Below are 19020 nucleotides of genomic sequence, written 5' to 3'. Positions count from 1 at the left end.
GGGAGAATGGACTATGCCAGGTCAACGTTGGCGGATTGTACCGTCACTGGTCTTGGGATTGGCACTCTTTGGGCTTGCCCCAGCAGTACCAACAGCTCCAGTTAGTGCTGCCGTGCAGGCCCAACAAACTACTGCATGGGAGCCGTATCGCTATTTTCCGGCAACGGGCCACAACATCTCGTTTGATGTAAAACGCTTCTACGAACGCCAAGGCGATCTCGAAGTGTTTGGCTTGCCATTAACCGAAGTGATTTGGGAGAATGGGGTTCAGGTGCAATATTTCGAGCGCGCTCGCTTGGAAATTCACCCTGAAAACAAGGATACTGATTATTATATTTTGGCCACCCGTTTGGGCGCGGTTGCCGCCGAAGGTCGCGAAGCTGAAGAGCCATTCGCTTGGCGCACTGGCCCAAGCTACGAAGGCGCAACCTTCTATCCTGAGTCGGGGCACTCATTAGGCGGTGGCTTCCGCGATTATTGGACCAACCATGGTGGCTTGTACACCTTTGGCTACCCAATTAGTGAGGAATTCTCCGAAGTTAACGCCGAAGATGGCCAAACCTATACCGTGCAATATTTTGAACGCGCCCGGATGGAATGGCATCCAGAGCACGCTGGCACCAAGTGGGAAATTCAGCAAGGGCTTTTGGGCAAACAATACATCACCCGTATGGGCATTGATCAAAATTTGCTGAAGCCAGCCCGCGAAGTGCAAAAACTCGGCGGTGCAACGACCTACTATCGCGGTTCGAACGCCGAACGGATTAACAACATCAAGCGCTCGGCTGATCGCTTCAAAGGCATTACCGTCAAAGCTGGCCAAGTCTTTTCGTTCAACCAAAATGTTGGCGATGTTTCCGAAGAAGCTGGCTTTACCGATGGCTATGCGATTGTCAATGGTAAGCTCGAAAAAGTGGTTGGCGGCGGTTTATGTCAAGTTTCAACCACCATGTATCGGGCTGTTTTCAACAGCGGCTTGCCAATTGTCGAGCGCTACGGCCATAGCTACATCGTCTACTACTATGAAAATATTTTGGGCTTCGATGCAACTGTGTTCGTGCCCGAGGTCGATTTCCGCTGGAAGAACGATTTAGGCACCGATATTTTCATGTGGACGGATACCGACACCAGCGCAGGTCGGGTAACCTTCACGTTGTGGGGCTATGGCGATGGCCGGCGCGCCAGCATGGAAGGCCCAACCTACTCCAATGAGCAACAACCAGGCAAACCGGTTTGGCAATACGACAAAACCATGCGCCGTGGTGCGGTTGAGCAACTTGTCCATGGTCGGGCTGGCATGGATGTGACGATGTATCGCGTCATCACCAATGCCAATGGCGCAACCAATCGCGAACGCTTCTTCACCCGCTACTACCCATGGGAAGATTTCTATTTGTACGGGCCGGGAGTCAAGCCACCAGCAGGCGTGACGATTGCACCACCTCGCCATCCATAGGCGCAATCTATCTAACGTTAAGCGAACGAACCAACGAGCGTCCTCAGGGCGCTCGTTGGTATATGCAGAGGAGAGAACGATGGCAGATCAACCATTAAGCACCAGATTAAATGCTGCCAATCAGCCCCAACAGCTTAATAATCAAGCCCCAAGCTATCAGGTTCCAAGCCAAAACGTGAAGCAGCCCACACGTTGGAGGCGCTGGTTTGGCTATAACGTACTGGCCTTTATGTTCGCTTTTGCAGTGTTCTATGGATTCGTGATTTGCATACTCATGGTCGCCGTGTATGAGCCCTTCAACCTTGACTGGCTCGATAAACCAAAGCTTAATCCAACGCTTTCAATTGGGATACTAGGGGCAATCATTGGCTTGAGTGCAATGGTTGGATCTATCGCCCAACGCGATGGATTAGACAAGCTGGTTTCATTCTGGCCATGGATATTAAAAACCGGTTTGATCACAACCTTTATAAGCTGGGCAAGCATAGCGATCTTTATGTTCATCATTGAACCACGGATTATATCAAGTAGCCATCAAGATTTAATCAGCAGGCTGCATTTGATTGCGAGCATTGCGCTCATTGCCTTGGCAACTGCATTAGCTCAACTGTCCGAAGTTAGAAAAATGGCCCAACGACCTAACGATTGGGTAAAAATTACAGTCGCAACGTGGATAGGCCTTGCCATCAGCGTCGTTGGATTGATCTCTATAACCCCGTAGGCACGCTCAATTGCATTAGTGCTACAATTGCTAAGCAGCTAATTCCAAATTCAAGCCTGCGCAACGCGCTGGATCTATCAGGAGATGTGTTTATGTCTGATCGCATTCCCCCAACCACGCCTATAAATCCCGCCAACCTAGACCAACCAATTCCAACCCAAGCGCTCCAGCCCCAAGTAACGAGGGCCTTTGATGGATCAAGCCAAGAGTTGCCAGCGAATCCGGCACCATATGGCTATGGCCAGCAACAAGGCTACCAACCGCAAGCGCCCTATGGTCAACCACAAGGCTACCAACCACAAGGTTATGGTCAACCGCAAGCACCCTATGGCCAACCGCAAGCACCCTATGGTCAGCCACAAGCGCCGTATGTTCAACAACAAGGTTATGGTCAACCGCAAGCGCCCTATGGCTATCAACAACAACCAGTTGTGTATGGCAACCCTGCGTATATGGGGCCGCAACCGATCATGGCCGATATTAACGCACCCGACCGAGGGACGCGCTGGGTCGGTATGAATGTGCTCGGTTTTTTCGTCGCAGCAACAACCTTCATCACTCTCTTTTTTATCCTTGCGATCATTATTGCTGCCGACACAACTTCAAATTTTCAAAATTTTGACAATTTAGAAAATACAAACCTGGTTGGGTTTATTATTTATGGTTTATCTGGCGCGATTACTGCCGCAGTTGTGGCCTTGATTCAACGTGGAGCCTTGTATAGTAAAGTTTCGTTGTGGCCATGGATTGCCAAAACAGCGCTCGCAGTTGGAATTTTACTGCCGCTCAGCACCTTTCTCATTGGAGAGCTACTTCAGCTGTCGCCAATTGGCGAGGGCAATTTTTTGATTTATATGCTCATGGTAACGTTTATTTTTGCCGTGACCTCGTTTGGAACAGCCTTTGTGCAATATCTTGAAGTCCAAGAAGTTGCACAAAGGCCAATGCAATGGCTTATCACCACTGGGCTAACCTGGACAATCCTTGGTGGTTTGGTGGTTGGCGGCATGTTTGGCTTCTTTGCGATGGCAATGGCAGGCCAAATCTAAACCACAGCCCAGTAGCGAGCAGCGCTGGATTGAGCCTAGCGCCAATCCAGCTCGGGTTTCCTCAGCGACACAGAGCGAAGAAACCCAGCACACCTAATTAATCAGCAAACCTATCGAGAGAAAAGAGAGGTTTTTATGCTCGAACCACCGATTAATCCTCAGCAGCGAGTAAGTGCCGATTCGCCCCAAGGCTATCATGTGCCGATTGCGCGGTTAACCAACCTCAATCAGCCAAATCGTTGGAAACGCTGGGTTGCAGTTAATGGCGTGGCTTGCTTTGGCGCAATCATAATCTTTCCAATTATTGTGATCATTGCTACTTTTATCCAAAACATGCACCCGTTGATATTTGACCAGCTAGACAGCGAAAATCTGTTATTTTTTATGCTCGGTTTGGGAATCATGGCAGCATTAACTGCTATTCCCGTTGCCATGATCCAACATACAGCCTTTGGTGCTGCGATCCCACGCAGGCCTTGGGTCGCCAAATCGGCCTTGACAGCTGGGCTGCTGCTACCAACAAGTATGTTTTTGGCTCAGTTTAGCCTCCAAAGCCTCAACCAACATTACGGTTTTACGCTGATTATTTCCTTATTGATCGTTTTTAGCATAACCTCGTTTGGCACAGCATTAATTCAAGGGCTTGAAATTCAAGCTGTTGTCGAATATCCGCGCGATTGGGTTTGGATCAGCAGTTTAACCTGGAGCAGCATGAGCATCCTCCTTGGCAGCCTGCTCCTTGCATTGGTGTTGCTACTATGATACCTGTTTGGTAATACTGCTTAATTTCAGATTCAAGCCAATGGTAAGGAGTTGAGTTGATGAGTGAAGAACCGCAAACGCCACCGAACCCAACGAAACCGACATATTACGTTCCAGCGACCCAGCTTGTAGCCCACAAGCAACCAAGGCACTGGCTCGCTTGGCTGGGGATAAATTGTTTAGCATTTTTCGTCAGTAGCATCATCTATCCAGTGCTCAACCTTACGTTCATCTTCAGCATTGGATCGATCAATGTGCAACTACCACTGATCAACGGCCAGCGGGCGCTGCAACCCAATCTGTGGATCATCCTCATAATTCCCGTGTTTATCACAATCTGGATTGCCAGTTTGCTGCAAAGTTTGGCGATTAAGCACCATTTCAAGCGGCTCTTCTGGAGCCTTAATAGTGCAACCCTTGGAACATTGAGCTTTGTTGGAATTGGGTATCTGATTCTGTCCAAGAACGAGCCAACAACCCTCGCCAGCTATATCTGGGCGATTTTCTTTATTTTTGGGTTTACTTCAAGCGCAATTAGTTGGATTCAATGGCGTGGAATTCGCCAGTTGGTTGATAACGCTTGGCAATGGGGATTAATCTCTATCCTTACCTGGACAACTTTAGGCAGCTTGATTTGGGGGGCTGGCTTGGGCTTTTGGCTACGCAATTTAATGCGCCACTAGCCGAAGGAGTAACCAATGAGCGAAGAGCAAACGCCACCGAACCCAACGAAACCTCATTATTACGTGCCATCAGCCCTAGTTGCAGATAATGATGAATCGAATAACGTGGAAGGGTGGATTGCGATTCATTGTTTCGCGTTTGGGTTGAGCTGCTTAATATTTGCCTTGTTGGTGGTTGGCTGTATTTTTATTTTTGGCGCTTTCGACCGCACAGCATCTCCCACACAAGCCCCAATATCCAAGAGTTTTAGCCTCATTTTTGTGGTCGGAGTGCCTGCATTCGCAAGCATCTATGCTGCAAGTTTGCTGCAATGGTCGGTCGTTGGCGATGGAATTAATCGATCAACGTGGCTCAACAACAGCGCCACCGTTGGCACAGTTGGCGTGCTTGCGTGGATCTATTACAAACTGCCAATCACATTTCCCTCGCTTGGCGACTATACATTATTCGTATTTCAGAGCTTTGCGCTTATCTCCAGCATTATTAGTTGGGTGCAATGGCTCGAACTGCGCAAAACAACTCAGCGTGCCTGGTTATGGATGCTCATAAGCATTGGCATCTGGACAGGCATCGGCACGCTGGTTCTTGGGGGTGGGATTATCTATGCGCTAAAAGCTATGAGTGGGAAATAACCAAAAGGGGAATCAGATGAGCGAAGAACCAGAACCAATTACATCAAATAAACCTAATTATTACGTTCCAGCGGCTCAGCCAGCAGATCCTGTTCAACCAAATCATTGGATGCAGTGGATTGCGATCAATTGTTTTGGCTTTGGGCTAAGCTGCATCCTATTTCCAAGCTTGGTTGCTGGCTGTATGTTCATTTTTGGAACACTCAAAGATTCTGGTTCTGCTGGCCAAGCACCCATGTCGGATGGGTTAATCTTTATCATGATGGTTGGTATTCCTACATTTATAACCATCTATCTCGTCACGCTACTTCAGTGGGCAACAATGGAAGAAGGGATTAAACGTAGTACTTGGGTTAACTACAGCACAATTGTTGGCACACTTGCCTTGCTTGCTTGGCTCCATGATCAGCTGCCAATCAAATTTCCAGCGCTTGACAATTATATTAGCTTCATGTTTCAAGGCTTTGTGCTTGCCTCCAGTATCATTAGCTGGGTACAATGGATTGAACTACGCAAAAAAGTCGAGCATGCATGGCAATGGGTCGTCGTCAGCATCGCCATCTGGACAGGCATCGGCACGTTCGTTCTGGGAATAGGAATTGGCTCTCTCGTAAGCAGCTATTTCTAATGGTTCATTGGATTGGCAACCATGGTCCCTCACCCCCCAGCCCCCTCTCCCACTGGACGCGGGCGAGGAGGAGCATGCGTTTTTTCAAGGAATTGAGAGCGAACCACGGGAGTAAAACCCCTCGCCCGCGCACGGGAGAGGGGTTGGGGTGAGGGGATCTTCACAACCTACCCTTGACAGCCCCCTCTCCCACTGGACGCGGGCGAGGAGGAGCACCCGCGTTTTCCCCGACGCAGTGCGCAGAATGAGCGTGTTAAAGCCCCACGCACGGGCGAGAGGATCAAACCGAGGTTAACCTGATGTACCAGTACAGCTAGGAGCAAGCGATGAGCGAAGATCAACCACCAATTGAGCCACCGCAACCAATTATTAAAGTTGATAGCCAAGAACCAATCATCACAATCAGCGAACCCTATGAGTATGGTCGCCATCCATATCCTTATGATAAGCAGCAGTATGCACGCAATAATCCTCAACTCGGTTATTTTGTGCCAGCAATCCCTAATGCCCGAGGGCAGCACGTTAAACGCTGGGGCTGTGGGCTGATCTATGTTTTGCTAGCAATTATGGCCAGCTGTATCATCGTGCCGATTCTCTGTATTTTAGTCGGCTTCCTAAAATCATTAATCGAAGGCTAATTGCAGGAGCAGCAGATGCATGAAGAACCACCAGACCTAGCCAATGAGCAGCAATCACCAAATGCCAATTATCAGTATCAGGTTTATGATCAGCAGCAAATGCAACCAAGCTATCGGGTGCCAATCGCCGTTGATAACACGATCAATGCACCCAAGCGTTGGCGGCGCTGGGTTGGCTACAACATTTTAGCGTTTAGCTTAAGTTGCATGAGCATGCTCTTAGGCACGTTTGTAATGGCACTTATTTCACATACAGTACGCAACGGATTACAGCAATTTGTCGAGAAGCTCTCGTTTAATGTGGCAGGAGTGCAAGCGATTGCTATATTGCTCGGTTTCCCGCTCTTTCTGACCATCGGCGTTGCCAGTATAATTCAACGGGCTGCCTTGTATCAGCAAGTAGCGGTTAAATCATGGGTTGCAGAGAGTGCAGTAAGTGGGCTTGGCGCAGCATTTTTGGTAGTATCTGTGATTATCATATCGATTATGCAACGCTCAGACCCAGATCCATCGATAAATTACCTATGGATCGTTTTTACCACGTTCCTGATAATTTCAACTGGCATTAGTTACTTTCAATGGAGGCAACTACGCACCATCCTCATCCATGCGTGGCACTGGCCACTAATCGCAATCGCAACCTGGACTGGCATGGGTACGCTCATTGTCGGGCTTGGAATGGGCATAATTATCAATAACCTTCGCTAATTAGCGAATGCCCAACATCGCCAAGCCCATGGGCAAATCGCGGGCGGTGCGAATATTCTTGAGATGAATGCCAGCCCGAATTAGGCCTTCGATCAAACTTGGGCGCAAGCCAATCAGCATGCTTTTGGCTCCGATCAGTTCAATCGCTTTGACAATCGTACTAATCGCTTGAATTGCATCGGGGTCGAAGGTCAGCAGGCCGCTACCATCAAGCAACACATGCTCATTGCCACGCTCGCGCAAGGTTTCGAGAATTGTCTGGGTCAGGTTTTCCCAACGCAAACGATCAAGCACGCCAATTAATGGCACAATCAACACATCATCGGAAAGCGGGATGCGTGGAATATCAAGCTCGCTCACTTCAAGCTCAAGCTCAGCCAATACTTGGGCGTTATCGAGGGCCAAGGCCACCGAGCTAGCAACCGTGGTCAGTAAAGCTTCTTCAAACTCGCCATACAAAGCAGCTTGGTAACTTTGAATATTCAAAACCCCAATAAAATCGTCGCCAATCAGCAATGGCACGCTCATCCATGCTCGCGAACGTTTTTCTGTTTGGCCAAAACTGCGGGTGTTTTCGATGCTAAATCGTTTGCTCAAATCTTCATGCAAATCATCAAAGCGTATCAATTGGCGGTTGGCAATAATCCAAGCTACTACTTTGGAGCGCCGATAATCCCACGTATACGGCTCGGTTTTCTCAATGCCCTCGTCAATCGAGTAGATCGTTTGCATGGTATCGGTTTTGGGCTGATAGTGCTCGATAAAGCCAGCATCGAATTGCAAAACGTTATGCAATTGCTGAAAAATTGTGCGACACACATCAGCCAAATCACGCGGCAGCAAAATTGCTCGAATCAATTCGTGAATCGCCACAATCGTTTGGGCCACCGGCTGATGATGGCGGCTGCCTTCATACACACTCATACACACCTCGCTCAAATTTGGCGCTTGAGATAGCGCAAACTTTGCTGCACATCGCGCACAACCACCACGTTATGCTGGCTGAGAATTGGGCTAAGCACCGCGCTATTTTCAGCTTGCACCCCGCTAATGATGCAGGTTGCACCCAACAAGCGCAACGCTCCAATTAATTTGTTGAACAAGCCCGTTGCTTGCGGGTCGAATGAGCGCATGCCAGTTAAATCCAGCACAACATAGCGAATGCGCTGGCGTTCGACATGGCCCAAAAGAATCGTTTGCAGAATGCTTAGGCGCTGCTGATCAACCCGCCCAATCACGGGCACGATCCATAAATGTTGATCAACCGGAATCGTCGGGGCACTCAAGGCTAAACGTACGACTTCCAATTGTTCGATGCGCTGAATTTGATTAATTGTGGTGGCGAGCATTAAACTGAGGGTTTGCAAGAGCTGCAATTCACGCTCGCCGTAGGCCGCCAATTCGTGATGTTGAATCGTGACCAAGCCCAAAACTTGGCTGCCGAGCATAATTGGCAAGCCCAGCCAGCTAGAACTGGCATGATGGAAATCAGCTCCTAGTGCATGCTCAAGGTTGATGTCGCTATGGCTAGCATTATAAATATCGTCAAAGAGCAACGGCTTTTTATGGCGCAAAATCCAGGCGCTCGGCGTATGCTGCTTGATCGTGACTGGCTCATCAGCAAAGCTCCCGCGCCGATGGGCAATCACATACACATGGCGCAAGGCTTGTTGTTGATCAAAAAAGCTAATCGTACCCTGATCAATCGGCACAACCTGCTCAAGCAAATGGTAAAACGATTCGTAGACTACAAAGCGATCACGGGTAGTGTGAATGACGCGGCCAAATTCTTGAATACATTCCAACTCAGCGCGTGCCCGTACCAACGCCTCAGTCGTCGGCATAGCTCAAATCCTTCAGCTCCACGGTTCAGCTAATCGTATGCCCAGCCGCCGTCAAGACTGCCACAGCTTCGCTAAATTCGTGCTCGCGAAGCAAAAGATAATCGGTATCGTAGGTAGATAGCACAAAAATACTGATCTGGGCTTGAGCTAGCGGCGCTGCTAAACTGGCCAAAATCCCTACTTGACTAAAATCTAAGCTGCCTGCCACCCGCAAGCCACGCCAATTGCGTTCGGCCTGTACACCTGCTGGCACAAACTGGCTTTCACACACGATCGAGAGTTCGTCGCTGGTGCGGCTTATACTCACAAACGGGCTTTGCATAGCCCATTCAGGCCATTGCTGGCCAACATCCAACCGAGCCACTGCCAACACTTCAGGATAGGTGATCAATGATAATTGATGCATGTTACTCGCGTACTCGTTGAGCAGCAAAGAGCGCTCCCAACACCACAAAAAATCCATTCGGCAAGGTTAGGCCAAGGTAACGCCGCGAAAGTGGCTCGCCAAGATAGAGCGTCCATTGGCTTGGGTTAATTTCGTTGCTCACACCCAACGTCCAAAGCAGCGCGACGATTGCCGCTAGCACCACACCTGCACTTGCAATCCACATCAGTTGCTGGTTGCGCCGCTCGTTGGAGATTCGGCCAACGACTTCGCCGCTCACGAGGCTAATTGCAAACACAAACCAAAAACTCCAATCACCCCAACCACCAACCAAGCGAAATTGGCCCCAAGCAATGCCGCCCAGAATAGCCACCCCAAGCATAGCCGCAATTGTTTTGAGGTATTGTTGCTTGGTAACTTGGCTAAGCAAGGTTGGCACATAATAGCCAGTGCGGCCAGCGACCGCACCAGTGCAATCGGGGCAGCGCCAACCAACTGGTGTGCGCACCGCGCAGCGCCCACACATTGGGTTCAAACATTTCGAGCAGCGTAAGAGCGTTGCCTCTTTGGGGTGATTAACACAAAATAACTCTTCTTCTACGGTTGTTTGCATAGATTTAGCCTCGTTTGATGCGTTGAGCTTCGCGCCAAGCCGCCCAACCAAAAAGCACCACAGCAGTAAAAATTCGCCGCCAACGCTGTGGATGCCGAATTAATCGCCATAACCATTCTAGCCCAAATTTGCGCATCCATTGCGGCGCTCGCGGTCGCAAACCAGCCAGATCATCAAACGTGCCACCAACGCCGATTCCCAATTTAATGCCCAGCAGCGCGCCATAACGCCGAATCCACAAATCTTGGGCTGGCGCGCCATAGGCCACCAACACAATCTCTGGCTGGCTACGCCGAATTTCGGCAGCAATCGCCGCTTGATCTGGTTCGCGCGGCGAGCCAGCCCAAGTGCCAACAATCTGGCATTTCGGATAGCGCGCTTGCAGCACCGCCGCTGCTTTGGTAGCAACTCCGTCGGCTGCGCCGAGCAAAAAGATTTTCCAGCCACGCTCGGCACTCTCGGCAGCCAAACGCTCGGTCAAATCGATGCCAGTTACTTTGGCGCGCAACTGTTTGCCTTGCCAGCGCGCCGCATGCAGCAAACCAGTGCCATCGGGAACCGACAGGCTGGTTGCTGCCAAGGTAGCGCGAAAGGCAACATTGGTTTGGGCCGCCATCACAAACTCAGGATTAACTGTGGCAATTTGATGCACGCCGCCAGCAGCCAACATTGCTGCAATCAAATCGACCGTTTCATCCATGGTTACGTCATCGACGCGCACCCCAAGAATTTCGACCGAAGCCAAATCTGCTGGACGTTGAAAACTTGGCATAGTTAGTGTTTTTCCTCACGTTGGCGGCCATGACGTTCGCGCAAGGTAAACCACACATCTTCTGGCGAAACACCTTGATTGAGCAACAGCACAAACAAGTGATAGATCAAATCGCTCGCTTCGTTGCGTAGTTCATCTGCATTGCCATTTTTGGCCGCGATAATCACCTCGGCTGATTCCTCGCCGATTTTCTTGCCAATTTTATCAACGCCTTTTTCCAGCAAATAGGTGGTGTATGAGCCAATTGGGCGGGTTTGCTCACGCTCGCGCAAAAATTCAAATAATTGGCTGACGAAGGCCAACGGCACAGCGCTACCTTCGCGTTTGGTGCCATCAAGCGTGGTATGGAAGCACGAGCGTTCGCCAGTATGGCAGGTTGGGCCGCTTGGCTCAGCCAAAATCAACAAGGCATCGTTATCGCAATCGGTACGGGCCGCGATAAATTTCAACACATTGCCGCTGGTTTCGCCCTTAGTCCATAATTCTTGACGCGAACGGCTCCAAAAGGTCACCAAGCCGCTGGTTTGGGTTTTGGCCAGCGCTTCGGCGTTCATATAGCCAACCATCAAGACCTCGCCGCTGCGGGCGTGCTGCACCACCGCCGGAATCAGGCCTTGGCTATCGTAGGTTAGTTCGACCATAACATCACTTTCTTTCAGCTAAAAAGAGGCCAGCGAGGCCGCAAACCGACCAGCGCTGGCTCGTCGTTGATTTTAGTGCTTGAAGTGGCGCGTTGCGGTGAAGATCATCGTAATGCCTGCGGCGTTGGCAGCAGCAATTACTTCATCATCACCTTGCGAGCCGCCAGGCTGCACAATCGCGCTCACGCCAGCCTCAATCGCCGCCTGAATGCCATCGGCTTTGGGAAAGAAGGCATCGGAAGCAAGCACGCTACCCTTGGCCCGCTCGCCAGCTTTGCGAATTGCGGTCAACACCGAATCGACCCGCGACGGCTGACCAGCGCCCATGCCAACCAATTCCTCGCCTTGCACAAGCACAATTGCATTCGATTTCACGCTGGCACAAGCCTTCCAAGCAAATTGCAAGGCTGCCAGTTGTTCGTCGCTTGGCACAGTTTTGGTTACAACCTGCCATGCTTCCAAATGATCATTGCCAACGCGATCGACATGCTGGGCCAAAATACCGCCGCCAATGCTCCGATATTCCCAATCGTTGCTGGCCGAGCGGCTGGTATCGACGCTCAACAAGCGCAAATTGGGCTTTTCGGCCAGAATTGCCAAGGCTTCAGGGCTAAAGGCTGGCGCAATAATCACTTCGTAAAAATATTTTTTCAGCACATTGGCCAAAGCCTGATCAACCGGACGATTGACCCCAACAATCCCGCCAAAAGCCGAAAGCGGATCGCCTGCCCGCGCCGCTTTGTGCGCTGCCACTAAATCCTCTGCCGAAGCCAGCCCGCATGGATTGGTGTGCTTGATAATCGCCACGGTTGGCTGATCGAAGTTTTGAATCACTTGCAACGTTGCATCGGCATCGAGCAAATTGTTGTAGGAAAGCTCTTTGCCTTGATGTTGCACCGCTTGGGCCAAGGTGTTGGCGGCAGCATTGGGAGCACGATAAAAAGCCGCTGCTTGATGTGGATTCTCGCCATAGCGCAGTGATTGAGCCAATTCCCACGCCAAGGGCAATTGCTGCGGAAAGGTTTCATCGGTCAGGTACGCAGCGATTGCGCTATCGTAGGCGGCGGTGTGGGCAAAAGCCTTGGCAGCCAGTTGACGACGCAGTTCGGGGGTAATTTGCTGGTTGCGCAACGCCTCCAAGACGCGTGGATAATCAGCAGGATCGATCACGATCAGCACATGGGCATGATTTTTGGCCGAGGCCCGCACCATGGTTGGGCCACCAATATCAATCTGCTCGACCGCTTCTTCCAACGTAACGTCAGGTTTGGCAATCGTTTGGGCAAACGGATAGAGATTGACCACGACCAAATCGATTACGCCGATATGGTGCTCACTCAATTGTGCAACGTGGGCAGGTTTATCGCGGCGCGCCAAAATCCCGGCGTGTACGCCAGGATGCAAGGTTTTGACCCGACCTTCCAAAATTTCGGGAAAGCCCGTCAAATCGCTGACGCTGCGCACTGGCACGCCAGCACCTACCAAGGCCGATTTGGTGCCGCCAGTTGAAAATAATTCGATGCCCAAATCGCTCAAGCCCTGAGCAAAATCCGCCAACCCCGACTTATCTGAAACACTGACAATAGCTCGCATGAACCAAAGCTCCATTCGCGGTGTACATAGGGCGAAAAACCCTTTGCCCAGGCGAGCGGCATCTGCGCAAATCGGCTCCCCCGTGGTTGCCCACGTTTGTGTGTCGCCAGTCACCGATTCATGCGCCATTATAGCCGCGCCCCGCTTGCAGTGCAAAGAATATAGAACATAGAGCAAAGAACATAGAACATAGATGTACTGGTTCATTGGATTGGCAATCATGGTCCCTCACCCCCCACCCCCCTCGCCCACTGAACGCGGGCGAGGGGGCAGCCTCTTTTCTATCAAGGAATTGGGGGAGAACCACGGGATTCAAGCCCCTCGCCCGCGCCACGGGAGCGGGGTTGGGGTGAGGGGATCAGGCGGTGGTTAACGTGATGTACCAGTACACATAGAGCATAGCCAACCTTCGTGAATTAATTAGCTAGACTGGTTTTTCTATGCTAACGCCATTGATGATCATGCGCACTCCGGCAGAAAAATGGCTATCAGTATCACGCGTCAACCACTCGCTGAACGCTTGGGCAAAGAGTGACGAATGGTGGGCCAGCGCCGATAGTTCGCTGACAGGTGCATGCGGATTCTGGGCGGTTGGCGGCGAGGTTTGTTCTTCAATCACCCAGCCAAAGGTGAAGTTAATCAGGGTCAAGGTAATATCGATCGTTTGGTTTAACGCAAATCCAGCATTGACTAAAACCCGCACCGTCAAATCCCACAGCAGCATCAAGGTAGCAGCAGCGTTGGGGTGCGCACCAGCAACCACCCGCGCGCCTTCGCGATAGGCTAACAAGCTACGACGTAATTGCTGCGCCAGCAGATTGAGCCACTCCGCCCAGTCACGCTGATCATTCGTAAAATCCCAACCAGCAAAGCCTTGGGCTAAAATCTGGCCCGCCATTGCATCGAGCAAATGTTCTTTACTCGGAATATGGTGGTAAAGCGAGGCAGCCTTTACATTCAATTGCGTCGCAAGTCGCCGCAACGTAACCCCTTCTAAACCATCCTGATTAAGCATTTCGAGCGCAATAGCAACAATTTGGCTTTTTGAAATTGGCATAACAATCGTGATTAACCTCTTGACAAACAAGCTTTTAACAAGTAACCTAACAGTGTTAGACTAACACTGTTAGGTTGAGTATTTTGTATTGACGAGTGCACTATCAACGCTTGATGACTCGGCCTTATTGTAAACCAAGCCTGCTTGGTTTGGTACTGAATTGAATGCTTTGATTGCTCAAGGAGTTGATATGCTGCTTGCTGAAAAAACGGTAGCAATTGTTGGTGGCGGCCCGGGCGGCTTAACTTTAGCCCGTTTATTACAATTACAAGGAGTAAAGGTTCAAGTATACGAACGTGATGCCAGCCGCGCGAGTCGGGTTCAAGGCGCAACGCTCGACTTGCACGAAGAATCTGGGTTGGCGGCCTTACGCCAAGCTGGCTTGATTGAGGCTTTTTATGCTCACCATCGGCCAGAAGCAGGCAAATTACGCATCGTTGATCCACAGCTAGCGATCAGCTACGACTGGGATAATGAGCATGAGCATGAATCGCGTCCAGAGATTGATCGCGGGCCGCTACGCACAATCTTGCTTGATTCACTTGCTCCCGATACCGTAGTTTGGGATTGCCAGTTTGCATCGATGGAACACGCTGGTGATGGGTGGTTGCTTCGATTCAAAAACGGCACTACGGCTCAAGTCGACGTGGTAATTGGCGCTGATGGCGCTCGTTCGCAGATTCGCCCATACCTTAGCCCGATTGCACCTTGCTATTCAGGCATCACGATTGTTGAGGGCAATCTGTATGCTGCGGCGAAGCACGCGCCTGTGTTATATCAACTGGTTGACGGGGGCAAAGTGTTTGCGCTTGGCAAGCAACAATCGTTAATTCTTAGCGCCAAAGGTGATGGCAGTTTAGCCTTCTATACCGGCTGCAAGGTGTCCGAAGCATGGGTTCAGAGCTGCGGAATCGATTTTAACAATAAAAACTCGGTCTTGGCATGGTTCAAACAAGCCTTTGCTGAATGGGATGCTGCGTGGCAAGCGCTCTTTGCTGGTGATGAAATGACGTTTGTGCCGCGACCTCAATACTATTACCCGCTTGATCAAGCTTGGGAAGCCCAGCCAAACCTGACGATCATTGGTGATGCAGCTCATGTGATGCCGCCCTATGCTGGCGAAGGGGTCAATATGGCCTTGCAAGATGCGCTTGAACTAGCCAAATTCCTAACCAGCGCAAAATTTTCCTCAATCCATGTGGCAATTGCTGCCTTTGAACAAACGATGCTCAAGCGAGCTGCGGAAGTAACCCAATTGACCCTCGCCTCGACCGAAATGCTGCATAGCGACAATTCGATTGAGCAATTGATCGCCATGTTTAGCGAGGTGGCATAAAAAACTGAGAGCATAGAACAGAGAACATGGGGATTGGGGATCAGGGGCTTTTACAAGGGTAGGTTTTAAGATCTCCTCACCCCTCTCCCGCGCCACGGGAGAGGGGCTTTAATGGCGGGGGTTTTGCATAATTTGTGGTGAAAACGGGTGCTCCCCCTCGCTCGCGTTTTCGTGGGAGCGGGGGCTGGGGGGTGAGGGCATGATCCACACACCACCATTTATTAAAAACCTACCCTTGTAAGGATCAGGGGCTGGGGATCAGGCTATGGGCCAGTAGAACAATAATCGAAACAATCTGTGGAATCTGTGGCTAAAGAAAAGGAGGAATGATGAAGGATGAGGAATGAAGGCTATGGGCTTTTGGCTCTAGGCTATGGGCCAGTAGAACATCATCAAAATAATCTGTGGAATCTGTGGCTAAAAAACCTTCTTCGCGATCTTCGTGTTCTTCGCGGTTTCTGGCCTGCGGCGTTGGGCTATCGGAACGATTTGGAGAAAATCAAACAATTCCGATAGCCTAGAGCCAAACTGCGAGGGTTATTTGCTGAGCAAGGCTGCGATTGCCGCTTGATCGTATTTCAGAATTGGGCGGCGGGCAGCGGTTGCTTCATCGAGCCGGCGCACTGGCGCGGTGGTTGGCGCTGCATGCAAGAGCTCAGGGCTTTCGACAGCTTCAAGTGCAATTTGCTTCATCGCATCAATAAAGGCATCCAAGTTGCGCTTTGATTCGGTTTCGGTTGGCTCGATCATAATCGATTCGGCCACGCTGATGGGGAAATAGACTGTTGGTGGGTGGAAACCAAAGTCGATCAAGCGCTTGGCAATATCCAAGGTATGCACGCTTGGCGCACCTTTGATTTTGCCTTGCAACACAACTTCGTGCATACAGGTGCGATCGTAGGCCACAGGATAAATTTTATCCAACTTGACGCGCAGATAGTTGGCGTTCAACACGGCGTGCTCGCTGACCGAGCGCAAGCCAGCGGCGCTGAGCATGCGAATGTAGGTGTAAGCGCGCACGAACATGCCGAAGTTGCCTTTGAAGGCTTTCAGACGGCCAATGCTCTTGGCTGGCGTGTGGCGGGTGTATTGGCCATCTTTGAGCGCCACGATTGGGCCGGGCAGATAATCGGCCAAGAAATCTTTACAACCAACTGCCCCACAGCCAGGGCCACCGCCGCCGTGGGGCGTAGTAAAGGTTTTGTGCAAGTTGTAGTGCATAAAGTCGAAGCCAACATCGCCTGGCTTGACGATGCCCAAAATGGCGTTGAAATTCGCGCCATCGCCATACATCAAGCCGCCAGCTTCATGCACAATTTTGGCAACTTCGTGCACATGTTCATCAAACAAGCCCAAGGTATTTGGGTTGGTCAGCATCAAGCCAGCGGTGCGTGGCCCAACTTTGGCCCGCAGATCAGCCAAATCAACATTGCCACGGCTGTCGGTAGCAATTTCGACCACTTTGAAGCCGACCATTGCGGCAGTTGCTGGATTCGTGCCGTGGGCCGAGTTGGGGCACAGCACTTCATCGCGCTGATCGTCGCCACGATCAAGGTGGTAGGCGCGGAACACCAAAATGCCCGCAAATTCGCCTTGCGCGCCAGCTGCTGGCTGCAAACAAACTTGATCAAAGCCCGAAATTTCGGCCAAAATATCTTGCAATTCATAGGTCAACTGCAAGGCACCTTGCACGGTTTCTTCTGCTTGCAAGGGGTGAATGAAGGCAAAGCCGGGCAAGCGGGCAGCATCTTCGTGAATTTTGGGATTGTACTTCATCGTACACGAGCCAAGCGGATACATGCCGGTGTCGATGCAGAAGTTGCGCTGTGAGATACGGGTGAAGTGGCGCACCACCTCGGTTTCGCTAATTTCTGGCAAGCCTGCTAAATCGTCGTCGCGCAGCAAATGGGCTGGCAACTCGGTTTCGGGCACGCCAGCGTCGGGCAGGGCTGCGCCAATCTTGCCGGGGCTGCTCAATTCAAAAATTGGTGGTTCGTAGGTATGCATTGGCTTAGCCTCCCAACACTGCGACGAGGTGATCAATATCGTTTTTCGTATTTTGCTCGGTGACACAGATCAGCATGGCATTACCCAAGTGTGGATAATCCTTGCTCACATCGTAGCCGCCGATAATGCCTTGAGCATGTAAGGCTTGGGTAATTTCCGCCACAGGCCGAGGGCAACGCACCACAAATTCGTGGAAGAAAGGCCCTTGCTCAAGCACTTCGTAGCCATCAAGCTGACCAATGGCTTTGGCAGCATAATGGGCGCGTTGATAGCACAGCTCAGCAACTTTGCGCAAGCCTGTTTTGCCCATCAACGAGGTGTAAATAGTCGCAGCCAAGGCCATCAAACCTTGGTTGGTACAAATATTCGAGGTTGCTTTTTCGCGCCGAATATGTTGCTCGCGGGTTTGCAGCGTCAACACATAGCCCAATTGGCCATTGAGGTCGGTGGTTACGCCAACCAAACGCCCAGCCATACGGCGCAAAAGCTTTTCGGTACAGCTGAATACGCCAACGTATGGCCCGCCAAAGCTGAGCGGAATGCCCAAAGGCTGGCCTTCCATCACGGCGATGTCTGCTCCAACCATGCCTGGAGTTTGGAACAAGCCCAAAGCAATTGGGTTGGTAACCATCAACAAGAGTGCGCCAGCAGCGTGAATTTGCTCGGCGACTGGTTTCAAATCGTGTAGCACGCCCAAGAAATCAGGCGATTGCACAATAAACACCGCAGTTTCGTTATCGACCAAGGCCGCAGCATCAGCCACGCTCGCAGCCGGATTTTCGTCGCCAGTGATCGTTACGCCCAAGCCTTGGGTATAGCTGCGCAACACGCCGCGATATTGCGGATGCACCGATGGAGCCACCACAATTTTGCGTCGATTGCGAGTTGCATTGATCGCCATAATTGCGCCTTCAGCCATGGCCGTTGCTCCATCGTAGTGCGAAGCGTTGGCGGCATCCATTTGCAACAAGCCACACATCAGCGATTGATATTCAAAAATCGCTTGCAGCGTGCCTTGCGAAATTTCGGGCTGGTAGGGCGTGTAGGCGGTGTAGAACTCCGAGCGACGCAACAACGAATCGACTGCGGCAGGAATAAAGTGGTTGTAGGCTCCCGCACCCAAGAAACAGCTGTAGTTCAGCACATCGCTGTTTTTGCTGCTCAAGCGGCGTAATTCGCGGGCCATTTCACCTTCGGCAAGCGCGGCGGGCAGATCGAGCGTTGGAAACCGAAGATCAGCAGGAACATCGACAAAGAGATCAGCGACATCGGCAACGCCAATCGCCTTCAGCATCTCTGCGCGTTCGCTCTCGGTAATCGAAATGTAGTGACTCATATAACCTCTGACAAGGATGAAGGATGAAGGATGAAGGATGAAACCCAAACCTTTAGCCTTGCAATCCATGGTTTACGAATTTGTTGCTAGTTGGCGTGGGTTCCCCCGCGCCTTGTGGGTAGGAAAAAGGGTTTGGGGGCTGTCTCTTATACCCATCT

The 19020-nt window shown here is 51.0% G+C and carries 20 protein-coding genes and 1 riboswitch; of the genes, 10 read left to right on the top strand and 10 right to left on the bottom strand.

Going from position 1 to position 19020, the window contains the following annotated elements; genetic code table 11:
• The first annotated feature begins 13 nt into the window (after nt 1-13).
• The 9 genes from C5S61_RS04590 to C5S61_RS04550 all read left to right on the top strand — a co-directional run bounded on the left by C5S61_RS04590 (nt 14) and on the right by C5S61_RS04550 (nt 7278).
• Complete coding sequence (locus C5S61_RS04590; protein WP_110513913.1) at nt 14-1456, top strand: VanW family protein; 1443 nt, start codon at nt 14-16, stop codon at nt 1454-1456.
• 79 nt (nt 1457-1535) lie between these two features.
• Nucleotides 1536-2177: a hypothetical protein gene (locus tag C5S61_RS04585; protein ID WP_110513912.1), complete on the top strand. Its 642-nt coding sequence runs from the start codon at nt 1536-1538 to the stop codon at nt 2175-2177.
• Nucleotides 2178-2269: 92 nt separating this feature from the next.
• A complete protein-coding gene (locus C5S61_RS27060) occupies nt 2270-3226 on the top strand; it encodes a hypothetical protein (RefSeq protein WP_205701362.1) in 957 nt (318 codons plus the stop codon).
• Nucleotides 3227-3361: 135 nt separating this feature from the next.
• A complete protein-coding gene (locus tag C5S61_RS04575; RefSeq protein ID WP_110513911.1) occupies nt 3362-3988 on the top strand; it encodes a hypothetical protein in 627 nt (208 codons plus the stop codon).
• 59 nt (nt 3989-4047) lie between these two features.
• On the top strand, nt 4048-4671 hold the full coding sequence (locus C5S61_RS04570; protein ID WP_110513910.1) for a hypothetical protein: 624 nt from the start codon (nt 4048-4050) through the stop codon (nt 4669-4671).
• Between the two features lie 15 nt (nt 4672-4686).
• Nucleotides 4687-5304, top strand: a complete 618-nt coding sequence (locus tag C5S61_RS04565) for a hypothetical protein (RefSeq protein WP_110513909.1) — start codon at nt 4687-4689, stop codon at nt 5302-5304.
• Nucleotides 5305-5320: 16 nt separating this feature from the next.
• Nucleotides 5321-5932 carry a hypothetical protein gene (locus C5S61_RS04560; protein ID WP_110513908.1) on the top strand — a complete coding sequence of 204 codons (612 nt, stop codon included), beginning with the start codon at nt 5321-5323 and terminating at the stop codon, nt 5930-5932.
• Nucleotides 5933-6258: 326 nt separating this feature from the next.
• Nucleotides 6259-6570 carry a hypothetical protein gene (locus C5S61_RS04555; RefSeq protein WP_110513907.1) on the top strand — a complete coding sequence of 104 codons (312 nt, stop codon included), beginning with the start codon at nt 6259-6261 and terminating at the stop codon, nt 6568-6570.
• A 15-nt stretch (nt 6571-6585) separates the two neighbouring features.
• Complete coding sequence (locus tag C5S61_RS04550; RefSeq protein WP_110513906.1) at nt 6586-7278, top strand: hypothetical protein; 693 nt, start codon at nt 6586-6588, stop codon at nt 7276-7278.
• Here the strand turns inward: C5S61_RS04550 and C5S61_RS04545 are convergent, their stop codons facing one another.
• The 8 genes from C5S61_RS04545 to C5S61_RS04510 all read right to left on the bottom strand — a co-directional run bounded on the left by C5S61_RS04545 (nt 7279) and on the right by C5S61_RS04510 (nt 14183).
• Complete coding sequence (locus C5S61_RS04545; RefSeq protein WP_110513905.1) at nt 7279-8202, bottom strand: GAF domain-containing protein; 924 nt, start codon at nt 8200-8202, stop codon at nt 7279-7281.
• Nucleotides 8203-8213: 11 nt separating this feature from the next.
• Nucleotides 8214-9122 carry a GAF domain-containing protein gene (locus tag C5S61_RS04540; protein ID WP_110513904.1) on the bottom strand — a complete coding sequence of 303 codons (909 nt, stop codon included), beginning with the start codon at nt 9120-9122 and terminating at the stop codon, nt 8214-8216.
• Nucleotides 9123-9147: 25 nt separating this feature from the next.
• A complete protein-coding gene (locus tag C5S61_RS04535) occupies nt 9148-9528 on the bottom strand; it encodes an ACT domain-containing protein (RefSeq protein WP_110513903.1) in 381 nt (126 codons plus the stop codon).
• 1 nt (nt 9529) lies between these two features.
• On the bottom strand, nt 9530-10120 hold the full coding sequence (locus C5S61_RS04530; RefSeq protein ID WP_110513902.1) for a hypothetical protein: 591 nt from the start codon (nt 10118-10120) through the stop codon (nt 9530-9532).
• A gap of 4 nt (nt 10121-10124) precedes the next feature.
• Nucleotides 10125-10892 (bottom strand): WecB/TagA/CpsF family glycosyltransferase, encoded by a 768-nt coding sequence (locus C5S61_RS04525; protein WP_110513901.1) that lies wholly within the window; start codon nt 10890-10892, stop codon nt 10125-10127.
• Nucleotides 10893-10894: 2 nt separating this feature from the next.
• Complete coding sequence (gene hisIE, locus C5S61_RS04520) at nt 10895-11533, bottom strand: bifunctional phosphoribosyl-AMP cyclohydrolase/phosphoribosyl-ATP diphosphatase HisIE (RefSeq protein WP_110513900.1); 639 nt, start codon at nt 11531-11533, stop codon at nt 10895-10897.
• Nucleotides 11534-11605: 72 nt separating this feature from the next.
• Complete coding sequence (gene purH, locus C5S61_RS04515) at nt 11606-13126, bottom strand: bifunctional phosphoribosylaminoimidazolecarboxamide formyltransferase/IMP cyclohydrolase (RefSeq protein WP_110513899.1); 1521 nt, start codon at nt 13124-13126, stop codon at nt 11606-11608.
• Between the two features lie 38 nt (nt 13127-13164).
• A riboswitch (ZMP/ZTP riboswitch) is annotated at nt 13165-13250 on the bottom strand.
• A gap of 300 nt (nt 13251-13550) precedes the next feature.
• The gene (locus C5S61_RS04510) at nt 13551-14183 is read right to left on the bottom strand and encodes a TetR/AcrR family transcriptional regulator C-terminal domain-containing protein (protein WP_110513898.1); all 633 of its coding nucleotides are present in this window, start codon (nt 14181-14183) and stop codon (nt 13551-13553) included.
• Between the two features lie 190 nt (nt 14184-14373).
• Here C5S61_RS04510 and C5S61_RS04505 point away from each other — a divergent pair, with 190 nt between their 5' ends.
• Entirely contained in the window at nt 14374-15519 is a 1146-nt protein-coding gene (locus tag C5S61_RS04505; RefSeq protein WP_110513897.1) for an FAD-dependent oxidoreductase, read from the top strand.
• Between the two features lie 537 nt (nt 15520-16056).
• On the opposite strand, the gene gcvPB is transcribed toward C5S61_RS04505, so the two are convergent.
• Both gcvPB and gcvPA read right to left on the bottom strand, forming a co-directional pair.
• Complete coding sequence (gene gcvPB / locus C5S61_RS04495; RefSeq protein ID WP_110513895.1) at nt 16057-17526, bottom strand: aminomethyl-transferring glycine dehydrogenase subunit GcvPB; 1470 nt, start codon at nt 17524-17526, stop codon at nt 16057-16059.
• Nucleotides 17527-17530: 4 nt separating this feature from the next.
• The gene (gcvPA, locus tag C5S61_RS04490) at nt 17531-18862 is read right to left on the bottom strand and encodes an aminomethyl-transferring glycine dehydrogenase subunit GcvPA (protein WP_110513894.1); all 1332 of its coding nucleotides are present in this window, start codon (nt 18860-18862) and stop codon (nt 17531-17533) included.
• Between the last annotated feature and the right edge of the window lie 158 nt (nt 18863-19020).

The organism is Herpetosiphon llansteffanensis (assembly GCF_003205875.1).
Classification (GTDB): Bacteria; Chloroflexota; Chloroflexia; order Chloroflexales; family Herpetosiphonaceae; genus Herpetosiphon; species Herpetosiphon llansteffanensis.
This window is presented reverse-complemented; position numbering and strand designations above follow the sequence as displayed.

Excerpts from the sequence above, each read along its gene's own strand:
- C5S61_RS04590 (WP_110513913.1), top strand. The coding sequence starts at position 14 with ATGCCAGGTCAACGTTGGCGGATTGTACCGTCACTGGTCTTGGGATTG.
- C5S61_RS04585 (WP_110513912.1), top strand. The coding sequence starts at position 1,536 with ATGGCAGATCAACCATTAAGCACCAGATTAAATGCTGCCAATCAGCCC.
- C5S61_RS27060 (WP_205701362.1), top strand. The coding sequence starts at position 2,270 with ATGTCTGATCGCATTCCCCCAACCACGCCTATAAATCCCGCCAACCTA.
- C5S61_RS04575 (WP_110513911.1), top strand. The coding sequence starts at position 3,362 with ATGCTCGAACCACCGATTAATCCTCAGCAGCGAGTAAGTGCCGATTCG.
- C5S61_RS04570 (WP_110513910.1), top strand. The coding sequence starts at position 4,048 with ATGAGTGAAGAACCGCAAACGCCACCGAACCCAACGAAACCGACATAT.
- C5S61_RS04565 (WP_110513909.1), top strand. The coding sequence starts at position 4,687 with ATGAGCGAAGAGCAAACGCCACCGAACCCAACGAAACCTCATTATTAC.
- C5S61_RS04560 (WP_110513908.1), top strand. The coding sequence starts at position 5,321 with ATGAGCGAAGAACCAGAACCAATTACATCAAATAAACCTAATTATTAC.
- C5S61_RS04555 (WP_110513907.1), top strand. The coding sequence starts at position 6,259 with ATGAGCGAAGATCAACCACCAATTGAGCCACCGCAACCAATTATTAAA.
- C5S61_RS04550 (WP_110513906.1), top strand. The coding sequence starts at position 6,586 with ATGCATGAAGAACCACCAGACCTAGCCAATGAGCAGCAATCACCAAAT.
- C5S61_RS04545 (WP_110513905.1), bottom strand. The coding sequence starts at position 8,202 with ATGAGTGTGTATGAAGGCAGCCGCCATCATCAGCCGGTGGCCCAAACG.
- C5S61_RS04540 (WP_110513904.1), bottom strand. The coding sequence starts at position 9,122 with ATGCCGACGACTGAGGCGTTGGTACGGGCACGCGCTGAGTTGGAATGT.
- C5S61_RS04535 (WP_110513903.1), bottom strand. The coding sequence starts at position 9,528 with ATGCATCAATTATCATTGATCACCTATCCTGAAGTGTTGGCAGTGGCT.
- C5S61_RS04530 (WP_110513902.1), bottom strand. The coding sequence starts at position 10,120 with ATGCAAACAACCGTAGAAGAAGAGTTATTTTGTGTTAATCACCCCAAA.
- C5S61_RS04525 (WP_110513901.1), bottom strand. The coding sequence starts at position 10,892 with ATGCCAAGTTTTCAACGTCCAGCAGATTTGGCTTCGGTCGAAATTCTT.
- hisIE (WP_110513900.1), bottom strand. The coding sequence starts at position 11,533 with ATGGTCGAACTAACCTACGATAGCCAAGGCCTGATTCCGGCGGTGGTG.
- purH (WP_110513899.1), bottom strand. The coding sequence starts at position 13,126 with ATGCGAGCTATTGTCAGTGTTTCAGATAAGTCGGGGTTGGCGGATTTT.
- C5S61_RS04510 (WP_110513898.1), bottom strand. The coding sequence starts at position 14,183 with ATGCCAATTTCAAAAAGCCAAATTGTTGCTATTGCGCTCGAAATGCTT.
- C5S61_RS04505 (WP_110513897.1), top strand. The coding sequence starts at position 14,374 with ATGCTGCTTGCTGAAAAAACGGTAGCAATTGTTGGTGGCGGCCCGGGC.
- gcvPB (WP_110513895.1), bottom strand. The coding sequence starts at position 17,526 with ATGCATACCTACGAACCACCAATTTTTGAATTGAGCAGCCCCGGCAAG.
- gcvPA (WP_110513894.1), bottom strand. The coding sequence starts at position 18,862 with ATGAGTCACTACATTTCGATTACCGAGAGCGAACGCGCAGAGATGCTG.